We start from the raw sequence: 19,632 nt of genomic DNA on the forward strand, positions 1-19,632 counted from the left end.
CTCCCCAGCCGGACCTCTGGGCCGTTCAGCCCCCCAAGTTCCCCGCGTCCTCCACACCGCCCGTGCGCCCCGCCCGCGCCAGCGAGGACGACCTGTGGCGCATCGTCTCCTTCGACGAGTCCAACGACCCCGCCCAGAACCTCACCGCCTCCTTCGAGGCCGCCCTCCAGCAGGTGGACGCCCACCTGGAAGCCCTCATCCGCTCGGATGTCCGCTCGGCGGGCGACGCCAACGAATTCCTCGTCGAGGCCATCGTCGAAGCGACGTTCGAGCCGCTGCCTTCTCCCCGCTCCACCGCGTTCCCCGGTGACAACGCGGGGGCTTCTGGCCAGACTGGGGACGAGCTGTCCGGTGACCTGGACGACTGGGATTTTGACGAGGACGACGTGGCGGCCGAAGACCCCTCCAACCCCGACGAAGCCTCCAAGCTCCGGCGCCAGCGCCTCCTGCGCCGCGCCATGGAGAACATGGGCACGCTCGGTGCCCGTCCCGCTCCCGTTCCCCCTCCGGCCACGCCCGAAGGCGCCGCGCCGCCGTCCGCCGCCGTCGCCGCGCCGCCGGAGCCCCCCAAGCCCGACGAGGGCCGGCTCGCGCAGCAGATTGAGCAGCGCTACGCCGACATCCAGACGAAGAAGGACCACTTCTTCACGCTGGGCGTCCCCCAGGATGCATCCCGCGACCAGGTGAAGGCCGCCTTCCTGAGCCTCGCCAAGATCTTCCACCCGGACCGGCTGCCCCCGTCGCTGCCCCACCTGGCGCCGAAGATCACCGCCGTCTTCGAGTCCATCCGCGAGGCCTACGAAGTCCTCCACGACGACACCCGCCGCAAGAACTACCAGCAGGCCCAGCAGGGCGCGCAGGCCGCTCCCAAGCCTCCGGCGGCCCCCAGCGCCCGTCCCGGCAGCCCCGCCGCGGCCCGCGCGGACACCAACGCGGACGACCTCTTCCGCATGGGCGAGGTCTTCTTCCGCAAGCGCGACTTCTTCGCCGCCAGCGAGCACTACGAGCGCGCCTACGCCCTGGACCCCAAGCCCCTGTACCTCGCGGCGCGCGCCTGGTCCGTCTACATGGACCCCAGCCGCAAGGCCGACATGCCCCGCGCGAAACAGTGGATGGCGGATGCGGTGCGCACCGACCCGAACTGTGATCGCGCCCACTACCAGATGGGCGTCATCGCTCGCGTGGAAGGGGACATGGACCGCGCGGAGAAGCACTTCCGGGAAGCCGTCCGTGCGAACCCCAAGCACCTGGAGGCGAACCAGGAGCTGCGGCTCATCGACATGCGCAAGAAGAACCCGCCCAAGAAGGGCCTCTTCCGCTGACTCGCCTGTCCCCCGGGGAGGGAGCCGGCTGGTTTTCCGGACAGTCCCGCCCATTGACACACCTGGAAACCGGACCCGATGCTTGCCCCTACGGGACGCCCCCGTCGGATCCGCCGTCCCGCCCGTCTTGAAAGGCATGCCACGTGGCCAAGCAGCACCTGCTCCTCGTCGATGGTGACGCGAAGAGTCTGCGCGTGATGGAGGTCAGCCTGAAGAAGGCCGGCTTCTCCGTCACGACTGCGATCCACGGCAAGGATGCGCTGGAGAAGGTCCAGATCAGCCCGCCGGACCTCGTGCTCGCGGACACCAAGATGCCGGAGATGGACGGCTTCGAGCTCTGCAAGACGCTCAAGTCCGACGAGCGCTTCAAGTTCATCCCCTTCGTCTTCCTGACGAACCAGAAGTCGGTCGAGTTCAAGGTGCGCGGCCTGGAGCTCGGGGGCGACGACTACCTGACGAAGCCCATCTACATCAAAGAGATCGTCACCCGCGTGAAGATGATCCTTCAGAAGGCCGAGAAGGAACGCATCGAGAAGCGCGAGACGACCAAGGGCGGCTTCGCGGGAAGCCTCGCCGACATGGGCGTCGTGGACCTGGTCCAGACCTTCGAAATCGGCCGCAAGACGGGCGTCATCTCCATCCAGGGCGAGCGCACCGGCGTCGTCTACTTCAAGGAAGGCCGCGTCATCGACGCGGAGCTGGGCCGGCTCAAGGGCGAGAACGCCTTCTACCGCCTGCTCAACACGTTCGAAGGCCAGTTCGACGTGCAGTTCACCACGTTGGACCGCACCGAGCGCATCGAGGTCTCCACGCAGGGCCTCCTCATGGAGGGCATGCGCCGGCTGGACGAGTGGGGCCGGATGCTCGAGCAGCTCCCGCCCCTGGAGACGGTCTTCGAGATCGACTACCACCAACTGGCGGACCGCCTGTCGGAGATCCCCGACGAGGTGAACGGCCTGTTGCGCCTGTTCGACGGCAAGCGCGCGCTGTCGCGCGTGGTGGAGGACTCGGACTTCGAGGACCTGGCCGCGCTGGGCATCATCAGCAAGCTGTACTTCGAAGGGCTGATCCGCGAGCTGGGCAACGCGCCGCTGGAGCCCGTGCAGAGCAGCAAGCCGGGCATCGAGCAGTGGCTGAACGCCGCGTCGCCCATCCCCGTGGACGTCGCGCCCGCGCAGGAGTCCGCGCCCCAGGAAGCGCCGGCCCCCGTGGAACCGCCTCCGGTGGAAGCGGCGCCCGTGGCGGAGGCCCCGGTCTCTGAGCCTGAAGCCGCGCCCGCGCATCCCGAGCCCATGGAGGAGGTCACGCCCGTGGCGGAGATGGCGCCCGTGCCGGTCTCCCCGCAGCCCGCGCAGGTGGTCATCTTCCCGCCGCGCGTTCGTCCCGGTGAGGGCGGTCCACCCCCATTCGGCCAGGACGCCGCGGAGCCCGTGGTTCCGCCGCTGTCGCAGGAGGGCTCGGCGTTCCTCGTGGAGCCGCCTCCGGCGCACCGTGCGGTGGATCATGCGCGGCGCAGCCTGCTGCTCGACTGGAGCCGGGTGGACACGGAGGGCCTGAGTGCCTCCAGCACCTGGGGCCCCGGTTCGCCCTGGTCGTCGTCCGCGTCCCGCGCTCCGGCCGCGCCCAGTCCGTTCGCCGCCCAGCCCGTGCAGACGCCCGTGGAGTCGCAGCCCTCGCGTCCGCCCATCTTCGGTGGCGCGGCCATCGCGCCCAGCCCGCTGGCGCACGTGCCGCCGCCCACGCCGGCCCCGCCGTCGTCCGAGGTGACGCTGGTCAGCGGCACGGAGCCCTTCCACGAAGAGGTGCCGGTGGACGAGTCCGCGCCGCCGCGGCTCGCGCTGCCGCCGTATCCGGGCCACGGCATCGTGCCGCCGCAGGTGGCCCCCGTGGCGCTCAACGTCGAGTTCCCCGAGACGACACCCTTCGACGCGCCGCCGGCCGCCATGGAGCCGGTGGAGACCGCCACGCAGGACGTGCCCGCCTCCGAGGCGTACTTCACGGAGCCCGAGCCCGCCACGCCCGTGCAGCCGTCCGGAGCGAGCGCCCCTGTTCCTGAGACGAACACCGCGGCCCCTGTCGCGAACGCCCCGGCCAGCACCGCGTCCACGAACAGCGCGGCCGCCACGAAGCCCGCCGCCTCCAAGCCCACTCACGACGAGGACGACGCGGCGCTGATCGCCGCGATGAAGCCCAAGCGCACGGGCCTCTACATCGCGGGCGGTCTGCTCCTGGTCGCGGCCGTGGCCGCGGTGGTGCTCTCCAAGGGCTCGGGCAGCGCCGAAACGCCCAAGCCCGACGCGCCCAAGGTGACGCAGCCCACGCAGCCCGAGGATGCGCCCAAGCCGCCGGAGACGACGCCTCCGCCGGCCGTCACGCCGCCGCCCACGAAGACCGTGGACGCGCGGACCGACGCGGGCACGCCCCCGGCGAAGACCGTCACCGCCCCGGAGGACGCGGGCACGCCGGTGAAGACGGCCACCCCCGAGCCCGCCGCTGTCCAGGACGCGGGCGCCGTCGCCGTCACCCCGCCGCCCACGCCCCCGGAGGCCACTCCGCCCGTGGTGCAGGCGAAGGCCACCTACGCGGACTTCATCAAGGACGGCCGCGCGGCGATGGCCCGCAAGGGCTTCAAGTCGGCGATCGGCGCGTACCGCAAGGCGCTTGCGCTCGACAACGACTCCGTCGAGGCGAAGTCGGGCCTGGCCATCTCGTTGGCGAACAGCAGCACCAATGAGGCCGGCTACCGTGAAGCGGCCAGGCTGCTCCAGGACGTCGTCAAGGCGGAGCCCAAGAACGCGAAGGCCTGGTTCTGGCTGGGCAGCTCGCTCCAGTTCTCCGGTGATCAAACCCGAGCAGCCGATGCCTACAAGCGGTATCTGTTCCTCGAACCGACGGGAAGCTCGGCGGACGAGGTGCGTGCCCTGCTCAATGGGATGAAATGAGCAGGGGAGGCGGCCTGTCCGCCTCCTGCCCGCCCTTGTTGTCGGAGTCGTCGTGCTCGTCCTGGGACTTGAAACCTCGTGCGATGAAACCGCCGCCGCCGTCGTGGAGGACGGGCGGCGCGTCCTGTCGGACGTCGTCTCCACGCAGGTGGACATCCACCGCCGCTGGGGCGGCGTCGTGCCGGAGCTGGCCAGCCGCAACCACATCGTCCAGGTGATGCCCGTCGTCCACGAGGCCCTCACCCGCGCGGACAAGACGCTGGACGACATCGACCTCCTCGCCGTCACGTCCGGCCCCGGCCTCATCGGCGCGCTGCTCGTGGGGCTCCAGGTGGCCAAGGGCTTGAGCCTCGCCACCGGCAAGCCCTTCGTGGGCGCCAACCACCTGGAAGGGCACCTGCTCGCCATCCGCCTCCTGGAGGACGCGCCCGCGCCGCCCTTCCTGGGGCTCGTCGTCTCCGGCGGCCACACCAGCCTCTACGAGGTCCGCGACTACGGGAACTACCGCCTCGTCGGCCGCACGCGCGACGACGCCGCGGGCGAGGCCTACGACAAGACGGCGCGCATCCTCGGCCTGCCGTACCCGGGCGGGCAGCCCATCGACGAGCTGGCGCAGAAGGGCGACCCGGAGGCCATCCGCTTCCCGCGCGCGCTGCCGGGCGACAACCTGGACGTGTCCTTCTCCGGCCTGAAGACGTCGGTGCTCCACCACGTCCAGAAGCACGGCGTGCCGGAGGGCCAGGCGCTCCACGACCTGTGCGCGTCGTTCCAGGAGGCGGTGGCGGACGTGCTGTCGAAGAAGCTCGTCGCCGCGGCGAAGAAGCTGGGCCACCACCAGTTGGTGCTGTGCGGCGGCGTGGCGGCGAACTCGCGGCTGCGGGCGCTGTGCAAGCAGCGCGCGGAGGAGCGGGGCCTGCGCATGTTCCTGCCGCCGGTGCGGCTGTGCACGGACAATGGCGCGATGATCGCCGTCGCGGGGTATGAAGCGTGGCGCCGCGGCTTGCGCGGTGATTTCCGCCTCGCGGCCGACCCCGCCTGGCGCATGGAGTAGGGGCCTGACAGTGGATTCTCCGCGCGACATCCTCAAGCGCCACGGCCTGCGGGCCAAGCACAGCTGGGGACAGAACTTCCTCGGAGACCCGGACGCGCTCCAGTCCATCGCGGACGCGCTCGCGCTGCGCGAGGGCGAACCCGTGGTGGAGCTGGGCCCGGGCCTGGGCCACCTCACGCGCTTCCTCGCCGCCACCGGCGCGCGGGTCACCGCCGTGGAGCGCGACCGCGACATGGTGGCCGTGCTGGAGAAGGAGGCCATCCCCGGCGTGCGCGTGGTGCCCGGCAACGCCGCCACGGTGGACTTCGCCCAGGTGGCCGGGGCGGACGACATCGCGCTCGTGGGCAACCTGCCGTACCACCTCACCAGCCCCATCCTCTTCCAGGTGCTCGCGCAGCGTGCCCGCATCTCGCGCGCCGTCTTCACGCTCCAGAAGGAGGTCGTGGTTCGCCTGGCCGCGGAGCCCGGCAACCGCGACTACGGGCTGCTCACGGTGCTGCTCGGCCTGCACTTCGACGTGGAGCAGGTGCTCACGCTGGAGGCGTGGCGCTTCCATCCGCCCCCGAAGGTGGACTCCGCCGTGCTGCGCCTCACGCGGCTCAAGAAGCCCCGCGCGCCGCTGGTGGACGAGGCCCGCTTCACGCGGCTGGTGAAGGCCGGCTTCGCGCAGCGCCGCAAGACGCTGATCAACTCGCTCAAGTCCGACAAGGGCCTGGCGCCGCCGGAGGTGATGCTCGCCGCGCTCCAGACGGCGGGCATCGACCCGGGCCGCCGCGCGGAGACGCTCTCCCCGGAGGAGTTCGCCGCCATCGAGCGCGCCCTGGGCCCCGTCACCGCCATGGCGCCGCCGCCTCCGGACGCGCCGGAAGCGGACACCTCGGAGGAGTAGGGGACGAGTAGGGGTGCGTCAGCGCTTCTGGCCCAGCGCGGCCAGGAGCCCACCCTGCTGGGAGAGGAACGCGCGGAACTCGTCCTCGTCGATGCGCAGGCGCGCGAGCACGCCGCTGAGGACCTCGTCCACGGAGCCCTCCGGCCGGCGCTTCAGCTCGAAGGCCGTCTTCAGCAGGGCCACGCCATAGAGTGGATCCACCTCCACCGGAGGTGCGGGAGGGGCCGTGGCCGCACGGGCGGCGGGCGCCGCTTCCGTCGTTTCCACCAGGTCCACCACCGTCTTCACCCGCTGCCTGCCGCGCATCTGTGGCCCGTCGCTCCCGCTGTTGCGTGTTCGCGGGCACCGTAGGGGATGACCCCGGAGGGCGCAAGGGTCGGGTGGCCCGGCGAAAATTGCCGGATGCACGGGGGCATGGTTGTGTTATCCGCCCCCCGCGCGCGCATGTGTCTCATGCGTGGCTTTCCGGGGGCGGAGGCCTCGGGCCGATGGACCACCGCTACATCGTCGTCGAAGGCCCCATCGGCGTGGGCAAGACGAGCCTCACCAACCTCCTCACGGAGCGACTGGGCAGCCGCCGCATTCTTGAGGTGGTGGAGGAGAATCCCTTCCTCTCCAGCTTCTATGCGGACCGGCAGAAGTTCGCGTTCCAGACGCAGGTGTTCTTCCTGCTCTCGCGCTTCCGCCAGCAGCAGGAGCTCTTCCAGCAGGACCTGTTCCGCGCCGTCACCGTGAGCGACTACCTGTTCGCGAAGGACCGCATCTTCGCCAACCTCACGCTGGCTTCGGACGAGCTGGCCCTCTACGACCGCGTCTTCGAGGCGCTGGGGCCCCGCGTCCCGCAGCCCGACCTGGTCATCTACCTCCAGGCCCAGCTGGACGTGCTGCTGCATCGCATCAAGAAGCGCGGCCGTGAGTTCGAGCGCAAGTTCGACGCGGGCTACCTGGAGTCGCTCACGCACGCGTACAACGACTTCTTCGCGCACTACCAGGACACGCCGCTCCTGGTGGTGAACACGTCGGACATCGACTTCGTGCACAACGAGGCGGACCGCGAGGACCTGATGAACGTCATCGCGAGCGTGAAGTCCGGCGTGCAGCACTACACCCCCAGGTCCCGCCGGGGCTGACGGCCGCCGCCCGCCTGGCTGCCTGGCGTGGGTTAAACCCCCACGCGGCTCCGGGGGCGTTAGAGTGCATCCCCGTGGAACCCCGGCCTCCGGCGATCCCCCTGGGGACGGCGAGGGGCCTGAAGCTCCACGCGGCTGTCCCACCCGTCTTGCCACAGGAGGTGAACCGTGAAGGACAAGGTCACCATCCACACGCTGAAGCGCCTGAAGCAGTCCGGTCAGAAGATCTGCATGGTCACCGCGTACGACGCGACGTTCGCGCGCATCCTCGACGAGGGCGGCGCGGACGTGCTCCTGGTCGGTGACTCGCTGGGCATGGTCGTCCAGGGCCAGGAGTCCACGCTGCCCGTCACCATGGACCAGATGGTCTACCACTCGGCGGCGGTGAGCCGCGGCGCCAAGCGGGCGCACGTGGTGGGCGACCTGCCGTTCATGAGCTACCAGGTGTCGCCGCAGGAGGCGGTGCGCAACGCCGGGCGGCTCGTGTCCGAAGGCAACGTGGGCAGCGTGAAGCTGGAGGGCGGCGCCGAGTTCGCCGACACCGTGCGCGCCATCGTCCGCGCCAGCATCCCCGTCATGGGCCACCTGGGGCTAACCCCGCAGTCGGTGCACAAGATGGGCGGCTACGTGGTGCAGGGCCGCGACGAGGACGCCGCGCGCCGCATGCTGGACGACGCGCTCGCGCTGGAGGCCGCCGGCGCCTATGCGCTGGTGCTGGAGGGCGTGCCGCTGGAGCTGGCGCGCACCATCACCCAGAGCCTCAAGATTCCGACCATCGGCATCGGCGCGGGCAAGCACTGTGATGGCCAGGTGCTGGTCTGTTACGACCTGCTGGGCATGAACCCGGACTTCAAGCCGAAGTTCGTGAAGCGCTTCGCCAACCTGCACGGGAACATCACGGAGGCCGCGAACACGTACTTCTCCGAAGTGCGCGCGGGCACCTTCCCGGATGAAGAGCACAGCTTCAAGGCCACCAAGGGCATCCGGCTGGTGACGCCCACGCCGGTCGTTCCAGACGCGGAAGGCGCTGGCGAGCCCGCGGAGAAGGTCGGCGGCATCTACGGGGCTCCCGTCTAGCCATGGCCCCCCACGTCCTGCGCACCGTTCCGGAAGTGAAGGCCTGGGTCGCGTCCCTCCAGAAGGAGGGCAAGACGCTGGCGCTCGTGCCCACCATGGGCTTCCTCCATGAGGGCCATGTCTCGCTCATGAGGGAGGGCGGCCGGCGCGCGGACGTGGTGGCTGCCTCCATCTTCGTGAACCCCACGCAGTTCGGTCCCCGCGAGGACCTGGCGCGCTACCCGCGCGACTTCGAGGGGGACCTGGCGAAGTGCGCGAGCGCGGGCGTCACGGCCGTGTTCGCGCCCGAGCCCGCGGCGATGTACCCCCCGGGCTACCAGACCTACGTGGACGTCACGGAGGTCAGCCAGGGGCTGTGCGGCGAGCGGCGTCCCGGCCACTTCCGGGGCGTCGCCACCATCGTCACGCAGCTGTTGGCGCTGTTCCGGCCGGCCGTGGCGCTCTTCGGGGAGAAGGACTACCAGCAGCTCCAGGTCATCAAGACGCTCAACCGCGACCTGCACCTGGGCGCGGAAATCGTGGGCATGCCCACGGTGCGGGAAGCGGACGGGCTGGCCATGAGCAGCCGAAACGCCTATCTGTCCGCGGAAGAACGCCAGCGGGCGCTGGCCCTGTCGAAGGGCATCCGGGCAGCCCAGGCCCTGCTCGCCTCCGGCACCCGGGACACTCGGGCGCTGGTGGAGGCCGCCCGCCGTGAATTGCAGGCGGCGGACCTGCGCGAGGACTACGTGGAGGTTCGGGACGCCGGGACGCTTTCACCCCTGGACACGGTGGCGCCCGGACAGACGGCGCGAATGCTGGTGGCGGCCTTCTCGGGCGCCACGCGGCTCATCGACAACATGCCCCTGGCCGGTTAGGAGACTCGGGACACGTTATGGCCGCTGGAAAGTCGAAGGGTGTGGGTGCGGAGCCGGGGGTGAAGCTCATTGCCGAGAATCGGCGTGCGCGCTTCGACTACACGGTGGATGAGAAGATAGAGGCCGGGCTGGAGCTCACGGGGAGCGAGGTGAAGTCGTTGCGTGAAGGAACGGCCAACCTCTCGGACGCCTACGCGCTCCAGAAGGGCACGGAGCTGTTCCTGCTCAACGCCCACATCGGCTCCTACAAGGCGGCCAGCGTCTTCGACCATCTTCCCACCCGGGGCCGGAAGCTGCTGATGCACCGGGCGGAGATAGACCGGTGGACGGCGAAGGTGCGCGAGCGCGGTTACTCCATCATCCCGCTCGTGCTGTACTTCAGGAAGGGGCGGGCCAAGGTGGAGCTGGGCCTGTGCCGCGGCAAGACGCACGAAGACCGCCGACACGACATCAAGGAACGGGAGACGAAGCGGGAGATGGACCGGGAAGTGCGCCGTCGTTGAGGGCGCTCCCGCAATTCCCCTGCCGGACACGCTGGAATGGACAAGAAGGTTTCCGACAAGAAGGAGCGGCTGCTGGCCGCGCTCGACCAGGGCATGGTGATGATCCACCTGGACGCGCGCCGCCCCGGTGTGCTCGTCCCCGCCAGCCTCCGAGGCGAAGCGCACCTGCGCCTCAACCTCTCCTACCGTTTCGAGCCCCCCGACCTCACGGTGGGCGAGTGGGGCGTGCGCACCACGCTGAGCTTCTCTGGCTCGCGCTTCACGGTGGCGGTGCCCTGGTCGGCGCTGTTCGCCATCGCCAGCCACGTGACGAAGGAGTTCTGGATGTACCCGGAGGAGATGCCGCCGGAGCTGCTCCAGCAGCCCCCCGTGGCGTCGACCTCCGTCGCGCGTCCGCCGCAGCCCGCGCCGGTGCCCGTGGCCGCGGAGAGGCCCCGTGCCTTCCTGCGCGAGGTGCAGGCCGAGCACTCCGACGAGCCGGAGTCGCGTCCGGAGGTGGCGCCGCCGCCGCCCGAGGGAGGCCCCCCGGACGAGCCGCAGCCGCCGCGCCGTGGCCATTTGCGGTTGGTGAAGTAGGACGGGCGTAAGGCGGCGCGTCAGCGCTTGAGCTCCGCCTGCACGTCCGACTTCTTGCCGCCCATGAACGACCCCGTCCAGACGCGGTAGCCCTTGAGCTTGAGCTGCACGGGGACGGAGCGGGCGGGGTAGACGTTGTCCATCACCAGCGGCGTCACGCCCACCTCCACGCCGTCCACCAGGACGGTGGCGCCGGAGGGCTCGCTGCGGATGGACAGGACCGCCGCCGGGAGTCCGAGCGCGCGCAGCACCTGGGTCTCGACGAGGGGCCACGCGAACAGCGCCCCCCCCGCGAGCACCGCCGCGATGCCGAGCAGCGCCACCGCCGGTCCCCATCGCCTGCGGGGGCGGGAAGGCGTCACGGGGTCGAACTCCAAAGGCGAGCTCTCCGCCCGGGGCGCGCGTTCCTCCAACTCAAGGTCACCCTGCGACGCCTGACGGATGCTGGGCCGGTTCATCCGCGCCGCATCGTCCACGTCCGAGAGGGACTGAGTGGCCAGCGCGGGCGCATCCGCCGGGGCGGCGGGGGAGGGCGCCTGCGTCCGGGCTCGCGAGTCAGGGGCCGCCGCATTCGCCCGCGGTCGAGAAGCAGGTGCCCCAGCATGCCCACTTGCCGGAGCCCGAGCGGATGCGGAGGCCACAGACGCGGGCCCATCTGCCGGAGCCCGAGCGGGCGAGGACGTCACCATGGCGGGCGCGTTCGCCTGAGGCCGCGAAGCGGCGGGCCCTGCGCCTCGGGGGGCCATGGGCTCGGCGCCGGGCCGCGCGGGGGCAGCAGGGGCGCGTCCCTGCGCTGACGCGTCGGGGGACATCGCAGGAGCCGCGCTCGCATCGCTCCGACTCGTGGAGGGTCCGCGCGTGCAGGACTCACAGGGCGAGTCCGGGGACTCCAGCGCCGTGCCGCACAGGGCACAGGTGTGGACCACGGCGCCGGACGCGGACAACGAGACGCCTCCGGCCGGTGGGCTCCACGGCTCCTCTTCCTCCGCCGCCACGGGGACGGACGCCGGAGGCGCCTTCCACGCTGGCGAAGCCGCGGCGCCACCGCCATAGGCCATCGTGGCCGCTCGGGCGCCAGACGCGGACGGGATGTGCCCCGTGTCCATGCCCTCGTGCGGCGCGACGGACATCACGAACGACGCCGACGTCGAAGCCGGGGCCTCCGCGAGCGCGGTCCGGGCCACCTCTCCCACGGACAGGGGCAGCCGGACGCCGCGCAGGAAGGTCGCCAGCGCATGCGACGACGCGGGCTCCCCCGTCTGCGCGAGCCACCGCGCCAACGCCTCCGACACGTCCTCCGGCTCCGGGAAGCGGGCCGCCGGGTCGCGCGACAGCATGCGCAGCACCAGCGTGGCCAGCGACGCCGGCACGTCCGGCAGTGACGAGGGCGCGCGGTTGAGGATGGAGTACGCCACCGCCATCGGATCCGCCGCCGCCGACCCGAACGGGTGCTGCCCCGCGAGCAGCTCCGCCAGGATGGTGCCCAGCGAGAACTGGTCGCTCAGCGCCGTGGCCGGCTCGCCCCGGAGCACCTCCGGCGCCGCGTAGGGCACCTTGCCCTTGAACGCCCCCGGCTCCGTGCGCGACAGGCCCGCCAGCCGCGCGATGCCGAAGTCCGTGACCTTCACCTCGCCTTCGCGCGACACCAGCAGGTTGGACGGGGACACGTCCCGGTGCGCCGTCACCACCGGCTGGCCGTCGTGCTGGCGGCGGTACGCGTGCTGCAATCCCGCCTGGGCCTGGCTCGCGATGAACACCGCCAGGTGCGGAGGAATCCGCAGCCCCTGGCGCGTCACCGCTCGTATCAACGCGCCCAGGTCCCAGCCGTCCACCAGCTCCATCACCAGGAAGAGCCCTTCCGCGCTCTCCCCCACGTCGTGCACGGTGACGATGTTCTGGTGCTGCAGCAGCATGGCCAGCCGCGCCTCGGAGACGAACATCCGGGAGATGTCCGGCTCGCGCGCCAGGTGCGGCAGCACGCGCTTGATGGCCACGGTGCGCTCGAAGCCCTCCGCGCCCTTCGCCACTCCCAGGAACAGCTCCGCCATGCCTCCCGTGGCCAGCGGTTGCAGCAGCCGATAGCGCGACGTCACGGGGACCTCCGGAAAGACGCGGTGGGGCGCTTCACCCCTGCGACTGGGTGATGTCGCGCAGGTGCTTCCACGGGTAGATGCCCGTGGTGTGCTGGTCGCTGAAGACGAACGCGAGCGCGTAGTTGCCCACCGGCTGCATCTGCAGCACGCGCAGGCTCGCGGGCACCTGCGAGGGGTCCAGCGTGCGCTTCGCCGTCCACTCGTCCACGCACGCGGCGCACGGGCACTGCTGGCGCAGCACCTGCGCGGTGGCGGTCGTCGTCACGCCGTCGTCCCACGTCAGCGTCAGCGACTCGCCGTCCGCGGACAGCTTCGCATCCGTCGCGCTGACGGGCTTGGGCGCGGGCTTGATGCGATCCCAGAAATTGCTCACCGGTCCACCTTCCAATGCTTGAGCAGCAGCCCCTCCCTACCATCCTTCCGGCGGAGTGGGGGGCCTGCCGCGAAAGCGAAAGGACCCGGGGAACGGGGCTTCAGGAAGCCAGCTTGACGGGCTGCCGGTGGCCTTCCAGCCGCACGCCCCGCTGGGCCAGCACCGCGCGCAGCGCCAGCACCACCTTGGGGTCCAGCTGCGCGCCGCTCAGGTTGTCCAGGATCTCCATCGCCTTCTCCAGCGGCATGGCCTTCTGGTAGGGGCGCGTGGAGGTGCACGCATCGAAGGTGTCCGCGCACGCCACGATGCGCGCGAGCATCGGAATGGCCTCGCCCTTGAGCTTGTCCGGATAGCCCGTGCCGTCCCAGCGCTCGTGGTGGTGGCGCACGCACGCGCGCACCGAGCCCAGGAACGTCACCGGCCCGATGATGGCGTCACCGATGGCGGGGTGCTCGCGCATCAGGGACATCTCCTGGTCGGTGAGCCGGGACTGCTTGCAGAGGATGTTCTCCGGGATGCCAATCTTCCCGATGTCGTGGAGGATGCCGCCGTACTGCAGCTGCCTCAGCTCGCGCTCGGTGAGCTTCAGCTCCTTGCCAATCTCCACCGCCACGTCGCCCACCCGCTGGCTGTGGCCGCGCGTGTACGCGTCCTTGGAGTCAATGGAGTTGGCCAGCGCGACGATGGTCTCCAGGTAGCCCTTCTCCAGGCTCTCGTAGAGGCCGCGCGTCTCCATGTCGTACGCCATGAGCTGCTTGCTCATGTAGTTGAACGTCTGGGCCAATTCCCCCAGCTCGTTCTTCTGCTTCAGGTGCACCTCCACGCCGAACTTGCCGCGCGCCAGCTCCAGCGACGTCGCGATGAAGGTCTTCAGGGGCTGCGTGAGGTTGCGGGAGAAGATGGCCGCCAGCACCAGCGCCACCAGGATGGCGCCACCCAGGCCCAGGAGGATGCGCCGCTCCATGGTCTCCACCTGGCGGTACGCATGTTCCACCGGCTGCTCGGACACGATGGCCCAGCCCGCCTCCGGCAGCACCGAGTACGCGGACACCACCGCGTCGCGCCCCTCGCCGAAGTTGCCCACGTGGAACAGCTCCGTGTCGGGCGTGCCCTCGCGCTGCTTGAGCAGGTGCGCCAGCGGCAGCCGCTTCGACACGTCGTCACCCACCGCGCCCAGGTCGCCGCCGCCCGTAATCAGGCGGCCGTGCCGGTCCGCCAGGTACGCGAACCCCGTGCTGCCCACGCGCTCCTGGGCCAGCATCTGCCTCAGGCCCGCGAGCGTGATGTCCGCGGCCATGTAGCCCTGCACCGGATCGCCCACGGGGAAGGCCAGCGTCACCACCGGCCCGCCGCCGCCTCCGCCGTGGGACGCCACCACGTCCGAGTAGCGAACCCCGGTGAGCCCCTCGTCCAGCAGGGCCCGCGCGCGGTCCTCGTGCTCCGCCACCCCGCTGGGCGACATGTCGTGCACCGCGAAGGCCTGCAGGCCCGGCAGCCGCTGCCGGTCCGCGCCGAACACGGTGAGCGCCAGCAATTCCGGGCGCTGGTTGAGCACCGCCGCGATGTGCAGCCGCTGTGTGTCGCCCGGCAGCGTGAAGAAGCCGCCCGGCACGCTGGACAGCCCCACCACGCGCTCCGTGGGGTCCTCCAGGAAGCTCTCCGCCTTGAGCCGCAGCTGCTTCACGCGCTCCTGCGCCAGCTCCTGCGCGTCGCGGATGAGCAGCTCGCGCGTATGGGACACCGACAACCAGCCCACCATCAACGTGGGGATGATGCTGACCACCAGCATCAGGAGGAGGATGGCTTTGAAAAGTCGCACGGCGGTGGCTCCTCGCTCGGGTCAGGCGGCTACTTCTGCCACCCGTCCTTCACCTTGACGTTGAGTTCGAGCGATTCCGCGGCCAGCTCGAAGCGCCGTGTCTGGGAGGGCAGGGACCGCCCCTGCTCCGGACTCACCGCCGTCACCGTCCAGCGATAACGGCCCGCGGGCAGCGCCGGCAACGTCCATTGCCGCGCGGCCTGCACCGTGCGCACCGGCGCCGGCGCCGCTCCCCCCTCCACGCCTTCCGCGACGACCTCCACCTCGTAGCGCGTGGCGCCCGCGACGGAAGTCCACGCCAGCGTCACCGGCCCCAGGAGTCCGGCGGGCGTGGCCTTCAGCGCGAAGCGGGCCTTGTCCGCGGGCTGCGCCAGCTGCGGCGCGCCGGGCGGCTCCGGCAGCACGGTGCCCTGTTGCACCCGCACGGACTCGCCCTTCGCCAGCACGCGGGTGGCGTGCTGCGCCTCCACGGTGACGGGAGGCCCCTGCCGGTGGGTGACGGTGGTGGTGCCGCCGTCGTGGTCCACCTCCACCGTGAAGTTGGACGGCTGGGGCGGGTTGAGCAGCGCCCAGGCCTCGTCCGCCTTGTGCAGCGCGTCCGCGTACCGAGCGGCCTGGAAGTGCGACTCCGCGTCCTTCAGGCGGGACTCGGCCTCACGGCGGCGCGCATCGTTCGGCGCGGCCTTCACCGCCGCGCGCGACATCTCCAGCGCCTTGAGCACCGTCTGCGGCTCCGTAACGGGTGCCTTGCGAGGGGCCGCCGGGGCGCCGCCTCCGGGAAGGGCCGTGCCGTCCGGAGGCTCTCGCCCCACGGCGGTCGGTGCGGTTGACGGCACCACGGACAGCCCCATCCACGCGCTGAGCCAGAGGGCGGCCTTCATTGGAATTCAATCTTCCTGCCCGCACGAACCGTGGCGGATGGGGTGGTGACGGACAGCGACTGGGTGGCCGGCTTCTCCAGGGTGGCGTCCACCCGTCCCCGCAGGACGGTGACGTCCGTTCGCAACTTGCTCTCCGCGATGCCCACCAGGGAATCGCCCCCCAGGTGCAGCGTGCTGCCATTGGCGAACACCACCTGGGCGCTGGCCCCGGCCTCGGTGCGGACCTTGTCGTTTTCGTAGAGGGGCAGCTCGTCGCGCGCGGAGCTCCATTCGTCCGCCACCGCGCGTTTGATCTGCACGTCCCCCGTCAGCCCCCGCAGGTGCGCGCGGGGAACAGGCGGAGGCAGGGGCGCCTCGGTGGGCCCACGAGGCTTCTCATCGGCGGTACAGCCGGGAGGAAGGGCCATGAGTGCGACCGCGAAAAGCAGGGGAGGCCAGCGTCGTCCATTCACCAGAGGGGTCTTCCTGAAAACCACTCTACCCGGAAACGCCGCGCCGGAGGGGCCTCCCACCCCCTCCCGTTCACTCTCGCCCGCCTAGTCCAGTCGCCTGTGCGCCAGGCACGGCAAATTCCGCCGGATGCGTGCCTGGAGCTCCGGATCCACCGGCGCCAGCGCCAGTCCCTCGCCCTCGGAGGCCCGCGCCGTCACCAGCCCCCACGGGTCCACCACCATGGCGTGGCCGTACGTCAGCCGCTGCGCGGAGTGCCGCCCGCCCTGGGCCGGTGCCAGCACGTACGCCTGGTTTTCAATGGCCCGGGCGCGCAGCAGCACCTCCCAGTGGTCCTTGCCCGTCATCATCGTGAAGGCCGCCGGCACCGCGAGCAGCGTCGCCCCGTCCTTCGACAGCCGCCGGTACAGCTCCGGGAAGCGCAGGTCGTAACAGACGCTCATGCCCAGCCGGCCCACCACCGTGTCCGCCGCCACCACCTCCGTCCCCGGCGCCACCGCCGCGGACTCCTGGTAGGTGGCACCGTCTCCCACATCCACGTCGAACAGGTGCATCTTCCGGTAGACGGCCAGCCGGGCGCCGTCCGGGCCGAACAGGACGCTGGTGTTGTAGAGCCGGCCGCCGGGCGCTCCCTCCTCCAGGATGGAGCCGGCCAGCAGCGTCGTCTTCGTCCCCCGGGCGAGCTCCGCCATCCGGCTCAGGGTGGGGCCGTCCAGGCCTTCCGCGGCGGAGGGGCGCTCGGGCTCCGGGCCCATCCAGGAGAAGTTCTCCGGCAGACCCACCAGGTGGGCACCCAGGGAGGCAGCCTGGCGTACGAGTCGCGTGGCCACATCCAGGTTGTGGGCCTTGTCCGCGGTGGACACCATCTGTGCGGCGGCGATGAGGTGCATGGGGGCGTTATAACGCCACGGCGTCACTCGGAACCCCTGGGAATCCTTCAATCCCGGGGGGCGTTTGAGCCGGCGCCTCGGGGTGTGTCCTTCCTTTACACCCCGAGGGGGCGTGTGTTACGGGACGCCCCGACATTTTTCGACGCATCACATTCGAAAAGTGGGCCGCCGTGCCCGCTTTTCGCGTTTTTGGAGACCTGTTTCCTGGCCATGGAGTCGAAGAACATCAAACAGACGGTGGAGGAGAAGGCAGCGGCGCTGCTGGACCCCATCGTGGCGAACGAAGGCCTGGAGCTCCTGGACGTGGAGTACGTCCGCGAGCGCGAGGGCTGGGTGTTGCGGCTGTTCATCGACAAGCCCGGTGGCCGGGTGGGACTGGACGAGTGCTCCCAGGTGTCGCGCGCGGTGGATCCGGTGCTCGACGTGGAGGACTTCATCCCCCAGGAATACAGCCTGGAGGTGTCCAGCCCGGGTGTGAACCGGCCCTTGAAGAAGCCGGCGCACTTCGAACGGGTGAAGGGGCAGAAGGTCAAGGTGAAGACCTTTGGCCCGCTGGGTGACCCGCCGCGGAAGAACTTCAGCGGCACGCTCATCGGAGTGGCGGCCGACGCCATCTCCGTGGACGTGGAAGGGGGCGGTGCCTTCATCATCCCCTTCAAGGACATCGCCAAGGCCCATCTGGAGTTCGAGTTCTAGACGTCGACATACAGGGGACCCTGTTCGCGCCAGGGCCGCCCGTGGACCCATTTTCGGAGAAGACATAGCCATGCCCACGCCCGCCAACCCGGCAGTCAATCTCAACCTCGTCCTGGATCAGGTCGCCAAGGACAAGGGCATCGAACGGGCCGTGCTCATTGCCACCCTCGAGGACGCGATGAACACCGCGGCCAAGAAGCACTTTGGCCAGGACCGCAACCTGGAGGCCAAGTACGACCCGGAGAAGGGCGTCGTGGAGCTCTTCCAGGCCATCACCGTGGTCGCGGAAATCACCGACCCCGTCCAGGCGGTGAACCAGATCACCATGGAAGAGGCCCACAAGAAGGGCATGGAAGTGGAGCCCGGCGACGAGCTCGTCTTCCAGATCTTCTACCGTGACGAGGACGCCGCCGAGGCCAAGGCCCAGGACGACCAGTACGGCGACATCCTCCGGCTGAAGACCTTCCGCCGCGGCTTCGGCCGCATCGCCGCGCAGACGGCCAAGCAGGTCATCCTGCAGCGCACCCGCGACGCCGAGCGCGAGAACGTCTTCAACGAGTACAAGGACCGCAAGAACGAGATCGTCACGGGTATCGCCCGCCGGTTCGAGCGCGGCAACATCGTGGTGGACCTGGGCCGCGCGGAGGCCGTGCTGCCTGTCCGCGAGCAGGTCCCGCGTGAGACCTACCGCCCGGGCGACCGGGTCCAGGCGTACGTGCTGGACGTGCTCCGCGAGTCCAAGGGCCCCCAGATCGTTCTGTCGCGCGCGTCCGTGAACCTGCTCACCAAGCTCTTCGAGATGGAGGTGCCGGAAATCGCCGAAGGCATCGTCGTCATCGAGGCGGCGGCCCGCGAGCCCGGTGGCCGCGCGAAGATCGCCGTGTCCAGCCGCGACTCGGACGTGGACCCGGTGGGCGCGTGCGTGGGCATGAAGGGCAGCCGCGTGCAGGCGGTGGTGCAGGAGCTGCGCGGGGAGAAGATCGACATCGTCCCTTACGATGAAGACCCGGCCCGCTTCGTGTGCTCCGCGCTGGCCCCGGCGGAGGTCAGCCGCGTCATCATCGACGAGGCCAACCACGCCATGGAGCTCATCGTCCCGGACGACCAGCTGTCGCTGGCCATCGGCCGGCGCGGGCAGAACGTGCGCCTGGCCGCCCAGCTGACCGGCTGGAAGCTGGACATCAACAGCGAGAGCCGCGTGCGGGAGATGCGCGAGTTCGCCAGCCGCTCGCTCGGTGCCCTGCCGGGCGTCAACGAGATGCTGGTGGAGACGCTCTACGCGCATGGCTTCCGTCAGGCGCGCGACGTCGCGGATGCCAATGCGGAGATGCTGGCGCAGATTCCCGGCATCGACCCCACCCGCATCGCCGCCATGCAGGAGGAAGCCAAGAAGCGCATGGTGGAGGACCAGCAGGAGCTGTCGCGCATGGACTACGAGCGCGAGCAGGCCCGCCTGGCCGAGGCCCGCCGCCACCCGGACGAGCTGTCGCAGCCGGAGCGTATGGCGCGCGTGCGCGGCGTTGGTGAGAAGACCATCGAGCAGCTCATCCTCGCCGGCTACCGCACGGTGGAGGACATCGCGAACGAGAAGGATCTCACCCGCCTGGGCGACGTGCCGGGCGTCGGCATCAAGAAGGCCCGCCAGCTGAAGAGCGCGGCGGAGAATTACCTGGTGGAGGAAGCCAAGCTGCGCGCGGAGCTGAACGCGGAGCGGGGTGCGCTGGCATCGGCAGGCGGGTCGGAGGGCGTGGAAGCGGCCAAGGCACCGTAACGACAGGGGGTTAGGCGGATGCGCCGCGAAACCAAACGGCCCGGGACACATCCCACGGAAATCACGGTGTCAGGTCCGGTCAGGACCTGCGTCGGGTGCGGTTCTCGCAAGGCACAGGCGGAACTCACCCGGTTCGTGGTAGGTCCCCAGGGCGGCGTGGTGGCGGACAGGCGGCGGAGGCTGCCAGGGCGGGGGGCGTACCTGTGCGGTGCCGGTTGTCTGACGGCAGCGCTCAAGCGTAAGGCGCTGGGCAGGGCCTTCCGGGGCAAGGCGGGGCAGGTCGACCCGTCAGCACTCGGACAGGCTTGGGAG

At 70.5% G+C, this 19,632-nt stretch carries 19 protein-coding genes; 12 read left to right on the forward strand and 7 right to left on the reverse strand.

The features are described from left to right. The 4 genes from D7Y21_RS31655 to rsmA all read left to right on the forward strand — a co-directional run. Nucleotides 1-1,322 (forward strand): DnaJ domain-containing protein (locus tag D7Y21_RS31655; protein ID WP_158627384.1); only part of this gene is annotated, 1,322 nt, incomplete at its 5' end. A 143-nt stretch (nucleotides 1,323-1,465) separates the two neighbouring features. Continuing rightward, nucleotides 1,466-4,264 carry a response regulator gene (locus D7Y21_RS31660; RefSeq protein ID WP_121717578.1) on the forward strand — a complete coding sequence of 933 codons (2,799 nt, stop codon included), beginning with the start codon at nucleotides 1,466-1,468 and terminating at the stop codon, nucleotides 4,262-4,264. 52 nt (nucleotides 4,265-4,316) lie between these two features. Then, nucleotides 4,317-5,315: a tRNA (adenosine(37)-N6)-threonylcarbamoyltransferase complex transferase subunit TsaD gene (gene tsaD / locus D7Y21_RS31665; RefSeq protein ID WP_121717581.1), complete on the forward strand. Its 999-nt coding sequence runs from the start codon at nucleotides 4,317-4,319 to the stop codon at nucleotides 5,313-5,315. Between the two features lie 10 nt (nucleotides 5,316-5,325). After that, complete coding sequence (gene rsmA, locus D7Y21_RS31670) at nucleotides 5,326-6,204, forward strand: 16S rRNA (adenine(1518)-N(6)/adenine(1519)-N(6))-dimethyltransferase RsmA (RefSeq protein WP_120568191.1); 879 nt, start codon at nucleotides 5,326-5,328, stop codon at nucleotides 6,202-6,204. Nucleotides 6,205-6,222: 18 nt separating this feature from the next. On the opposite strand, the gene D7Y21_RS31675 is transcribed toward rsmA, so the two are convergent. Beyond that, the gene (locus D7Y21_RS31675) at nucleotides 6,223-6,510 is read right to left on the reverse strand and encodes a hypothetical protein (protein WP_120568192.1); all 288 of its coding nucleotides are present in this window, start codon (nucleotides 6,508-6,510) and stop codon (nucleotides 6,223-6,225) included. 182 nt (nucleotides 6,511-6,692) lie between these two features. Here D7Y21_RS31675 and D7Y21_RS31680 point away from each other — a divergent pair, with 182 nt between their 5' ends. The 5 genes from D7Y21_RS31680 (at nucleotide 6,693) to D7Y21_RS31700 (ending at nucleotide 10,347) form a co-directional block, all read left to right on the forward strand. Then, on the forward strand, nucleotides 6,693-7,334 hold the full coding sequence (locus D7Y21_RS31680; RefSeq protein WP_120568193.1) for a deoxynucleoside kinase: 642 nt from the start codon (nucleotides 6,693-6,695) through the stop codon (nucleotides 7,332-7,334). Nucleotides 7,335-7,502: 168 nt separating this feature from the next. Next, nucleotides 7,503-8,411: a 3-methyl-2-oxobutanoate hydroxymethyltransferase gene (gene panB, locus D7Y21_RS31685; protein WP_121717583.1), complete on the forward strand. Its 909-nt coding sequence runs from the start codon at nucleotides 7,503-7,505 to the stop codon at nucleotides 8,409-8,411. A gap of 2 nt (nucleotides 8,412-8,413) precedes the next feature. Next, complete coding sequence (gene panC, locus D7Y21_RS31690) at nucleotides 8,414-9,268, forward strand: pantoate--beta-alanine ligase (RefSeq protein WP_120568195.1); 855 nt, start codon at nucleotides 8,414-8,416, stop codon at nucleotides 9,266-9,268. Nucleotides 9,269-9,285: 17 nt separating this feature from the next. Continuing rightward, nucleotides 9,286-9,771 carry an SsrA-binding protein SmpB gene (smpB, locus tag D7Y21_RS31695; protein ID WP_014398822.1) on the forward strand — a complete coding sequence of 162 codons (486 nt, stop codon included), beginning with the start codon at nucleotides 9,286-9,288 and terminating at the stop codon, nucleotides 9,769-9,771. 36 nt (nucleotides 9,772-9,807) lie between these two features. Further along, nucleotides 9,808-10,347, forward strand: a complete 540-nt coding sequence (locus tag D7Y21_RS31700; RefSeq protein ID WP_120568196.1) for a ClpXP protease specificity-enhancing factor SspB — start codon at nucleotides 9,808-9,810, stop codon at nucleotides 10,345-10,347. A 20-nt stretch (nucleotides 10,348-10,367) separates the two neighbouring features. On the opposite strand, the gene D7Y21_RS31705 is transcribed toward D7Y21_RS31700, so the two are convergent. From D7Y21_RS31705 to D7Y21_RS31730, 6 genes are all read right to left on the reverse strand, one after another. Then, a complete protein-coding gene (locus tag D7Y21_RS31705) occupies nucleotides 10,368-12,440 on the reverse strand; it encodes a protein kinase (protein WP_121717585.1) in 2,073 nt (690 codons plus the stop codon). 31 nt (nucleotides 12,441-12,471) lie between these two features. Further along, nucleotides 12,472-12,813 carry a DUF971 domain-containing protein gene (locus D7Y21_RS31710; protein WP_121717587.1) on the reverse strand — a complete coding sequence of 114 codons (342 nt, stop codon included), beginning with the start codon at nucleotides 12,811-12,813 and terminating at the stop codon, nucleotides 12,472-12,474. Nucleotides 12,814-12,913: 100 nt separating this feature from the next. Next, complete coding sequence (locus D7Y21_RS31715; RefSeq protein ID WP_120568199.1) at nucleotides 12,914-14,632, reverse strand: HD domain-containing phosphohydrolase; 1,719 nt, start codon at nucleotides 14,630-14,632, stop codon at nucleotides 12,914-12,916. Nucleotides 14,633-14,661: 29 nt separating this feature from the next. Next, nucleotides 14,662-15,513 (reverse strand): peptidoglycan-binding protein LysM, encoded by an 852-nt coding sequence (locus D7Y21_RS41580; RefSeq protein ID WP_147469427.1) that lies wholly within the window; start codon nucleotides 15,511-15,513, stop codon nucleotides 14,662-14,664. Next, entirely contained in the window at nucleotides 15,510-15,920 is a 411-nt protein-coding gene (locus D7Y21_RS31725) for a FecR family protein (protein ID WP_199735524.1), read from the reverse strand. The genes D7Y21_RS41580 and D7Y21_RS31725 overlap by 4 nt, the downstream gene beginning before the upstream one ends. 129 nt (nucleotides 15,921-16,049) lie before the next feature. After that, nucleotides 16,050-16,853 (reverse strand): carbon-nitrogen hydrolase family protein, encoded by an 804-nt coding sequence (locus tag D7Y21_RS31730; protein WP_120568202.1) that lies wholly within the window; start codon nucleotides 16,851-16,853, stop codon nucleotides 16,050-16,052. Between the two features lie 210 nt (nucleotides 16,854-17,063). Here D7Y21_RS31730 and rimP point away from each other — a divergent pair, with 210 nt between their 5' ends. The 3 genes from rimP to D7Y21_RS31745 form a co-directional block, all read left to right on the forward strand. Then, nucleotides 17,064-17,549, forward strand: a complete 486-nt coding sequence (gene rimP, locus D7Y21_RS31735; RefSeq protein WP_120568203.1) for a ribosome maturation factor RimP — start codon at nucleotides 17,064-17,066, stop codon at nucleotides 17,547-17,549. Nucleotides 17,550-17,619: 70 nt separating this feature from the next. Next, nucleotides 17,620-19,320, forward strand: coding sequence for a transcription termination factor NusA (nusA, locus tag D7Y21_RS31740; protein ID WP_120568204.1), 1,701 nt, complete (start codon nucleotides 17,620-17,622; stop codon nucleotides 19,318-19,320). 18 nt (nucleotides 19,321-19,338) lie between these two features. Beyond that, the coding region (locus D7Y21_RS31745) for a YlxR family RNase P modulator (RefSeq protein WP_147469428.1) at nucleotides 19,339-19,632 on the forward strand (294 nt) is incomplete at its 3' end.

This window comes from Corallococcus sp. AB045 (assembly GCF_003668895.1).
GTDB classification, from domain to species: Bacteria; Myxococcota; Myxococcia; order Myxococcales; family Myxococcaceae; genus Corallococcus; species Corallococcus coralloides.

Excerpts from the sequence above, each read along its gene's own strand:
- D7Y21_RS31675 (WP_120568192.1), bottom strand. The coding sequence starts at position 6,510 with ATGCGCGGCAGGCAGCGGGTGAAGACGGTGGTGGACCTGGTGGAAACG.
- D7Y21_RS31680 (WP_120568193.1), top strand. The coding sequence starts at position 6,693 with ATGGACCACCGCTACATCGTCGTCGAAGGCCCCATCGGCGTGGGCAAG.
- panC (WP_120568195.1), top strand. The coding sequence starts at position 8,414 with ATGGCCCCCCACGTCCTGCGCACCGTTCCGGAAGTGAAGGCCTGGGTC.
- smpB (WP_014398822.1), top strand. The coding sequence starts at position 9,286 with ATGGCCGCTGGAAAGTCGAAGGGTGTGGGTGCGGAGCCGGGGGTGAAG.
- D7Y21_RS31700 (WP_120568196.1), top strand. The coding sequence starts at position 9,808 with ATGGACAAGAAGGTTTCCGACAAGAAGGAGCGGCTGCTGGCCGCGCTC.
- D7Y21_RS41580 (WP_147469427.1), bottom strand. The coding sequence starts at position 15,513 with ATGAAGGCCGCCCTCTGGCTCAGCGCGTGGATGGGGCTGTCCGTGGTG.
- D7Y21_RS31725 (WP_199735524.1), bottom strand. The coding sequence starts at position 15,920 with ATGGCCCTTCCTCCCGGCTGTACCGCCGATGAGAAGCCTCGTGGGCCC.
- D7Y21_RS31730 (WP_120568202.1), bottom strand. The coding sequence starts at position 16,853 with ATGCACCTCATCGCCGCCGCACAGATGGTGTCCACCGCGGACAAGGCC.
- rimP (WP_120568203.1), top strand. The coding sequence starts at position 17,064 with ATGGAGTCGAAGAACATCAAACAGACGGTGGAGGAGAAGGCAGCGGCG.
- nusA (WP_120568204.1), top strand. The coding sequence starts at position 17,620 with ATGCCCACGCCCGCCAACCCGGCAGTCAATCTCAACCTCGTCCTGGAT.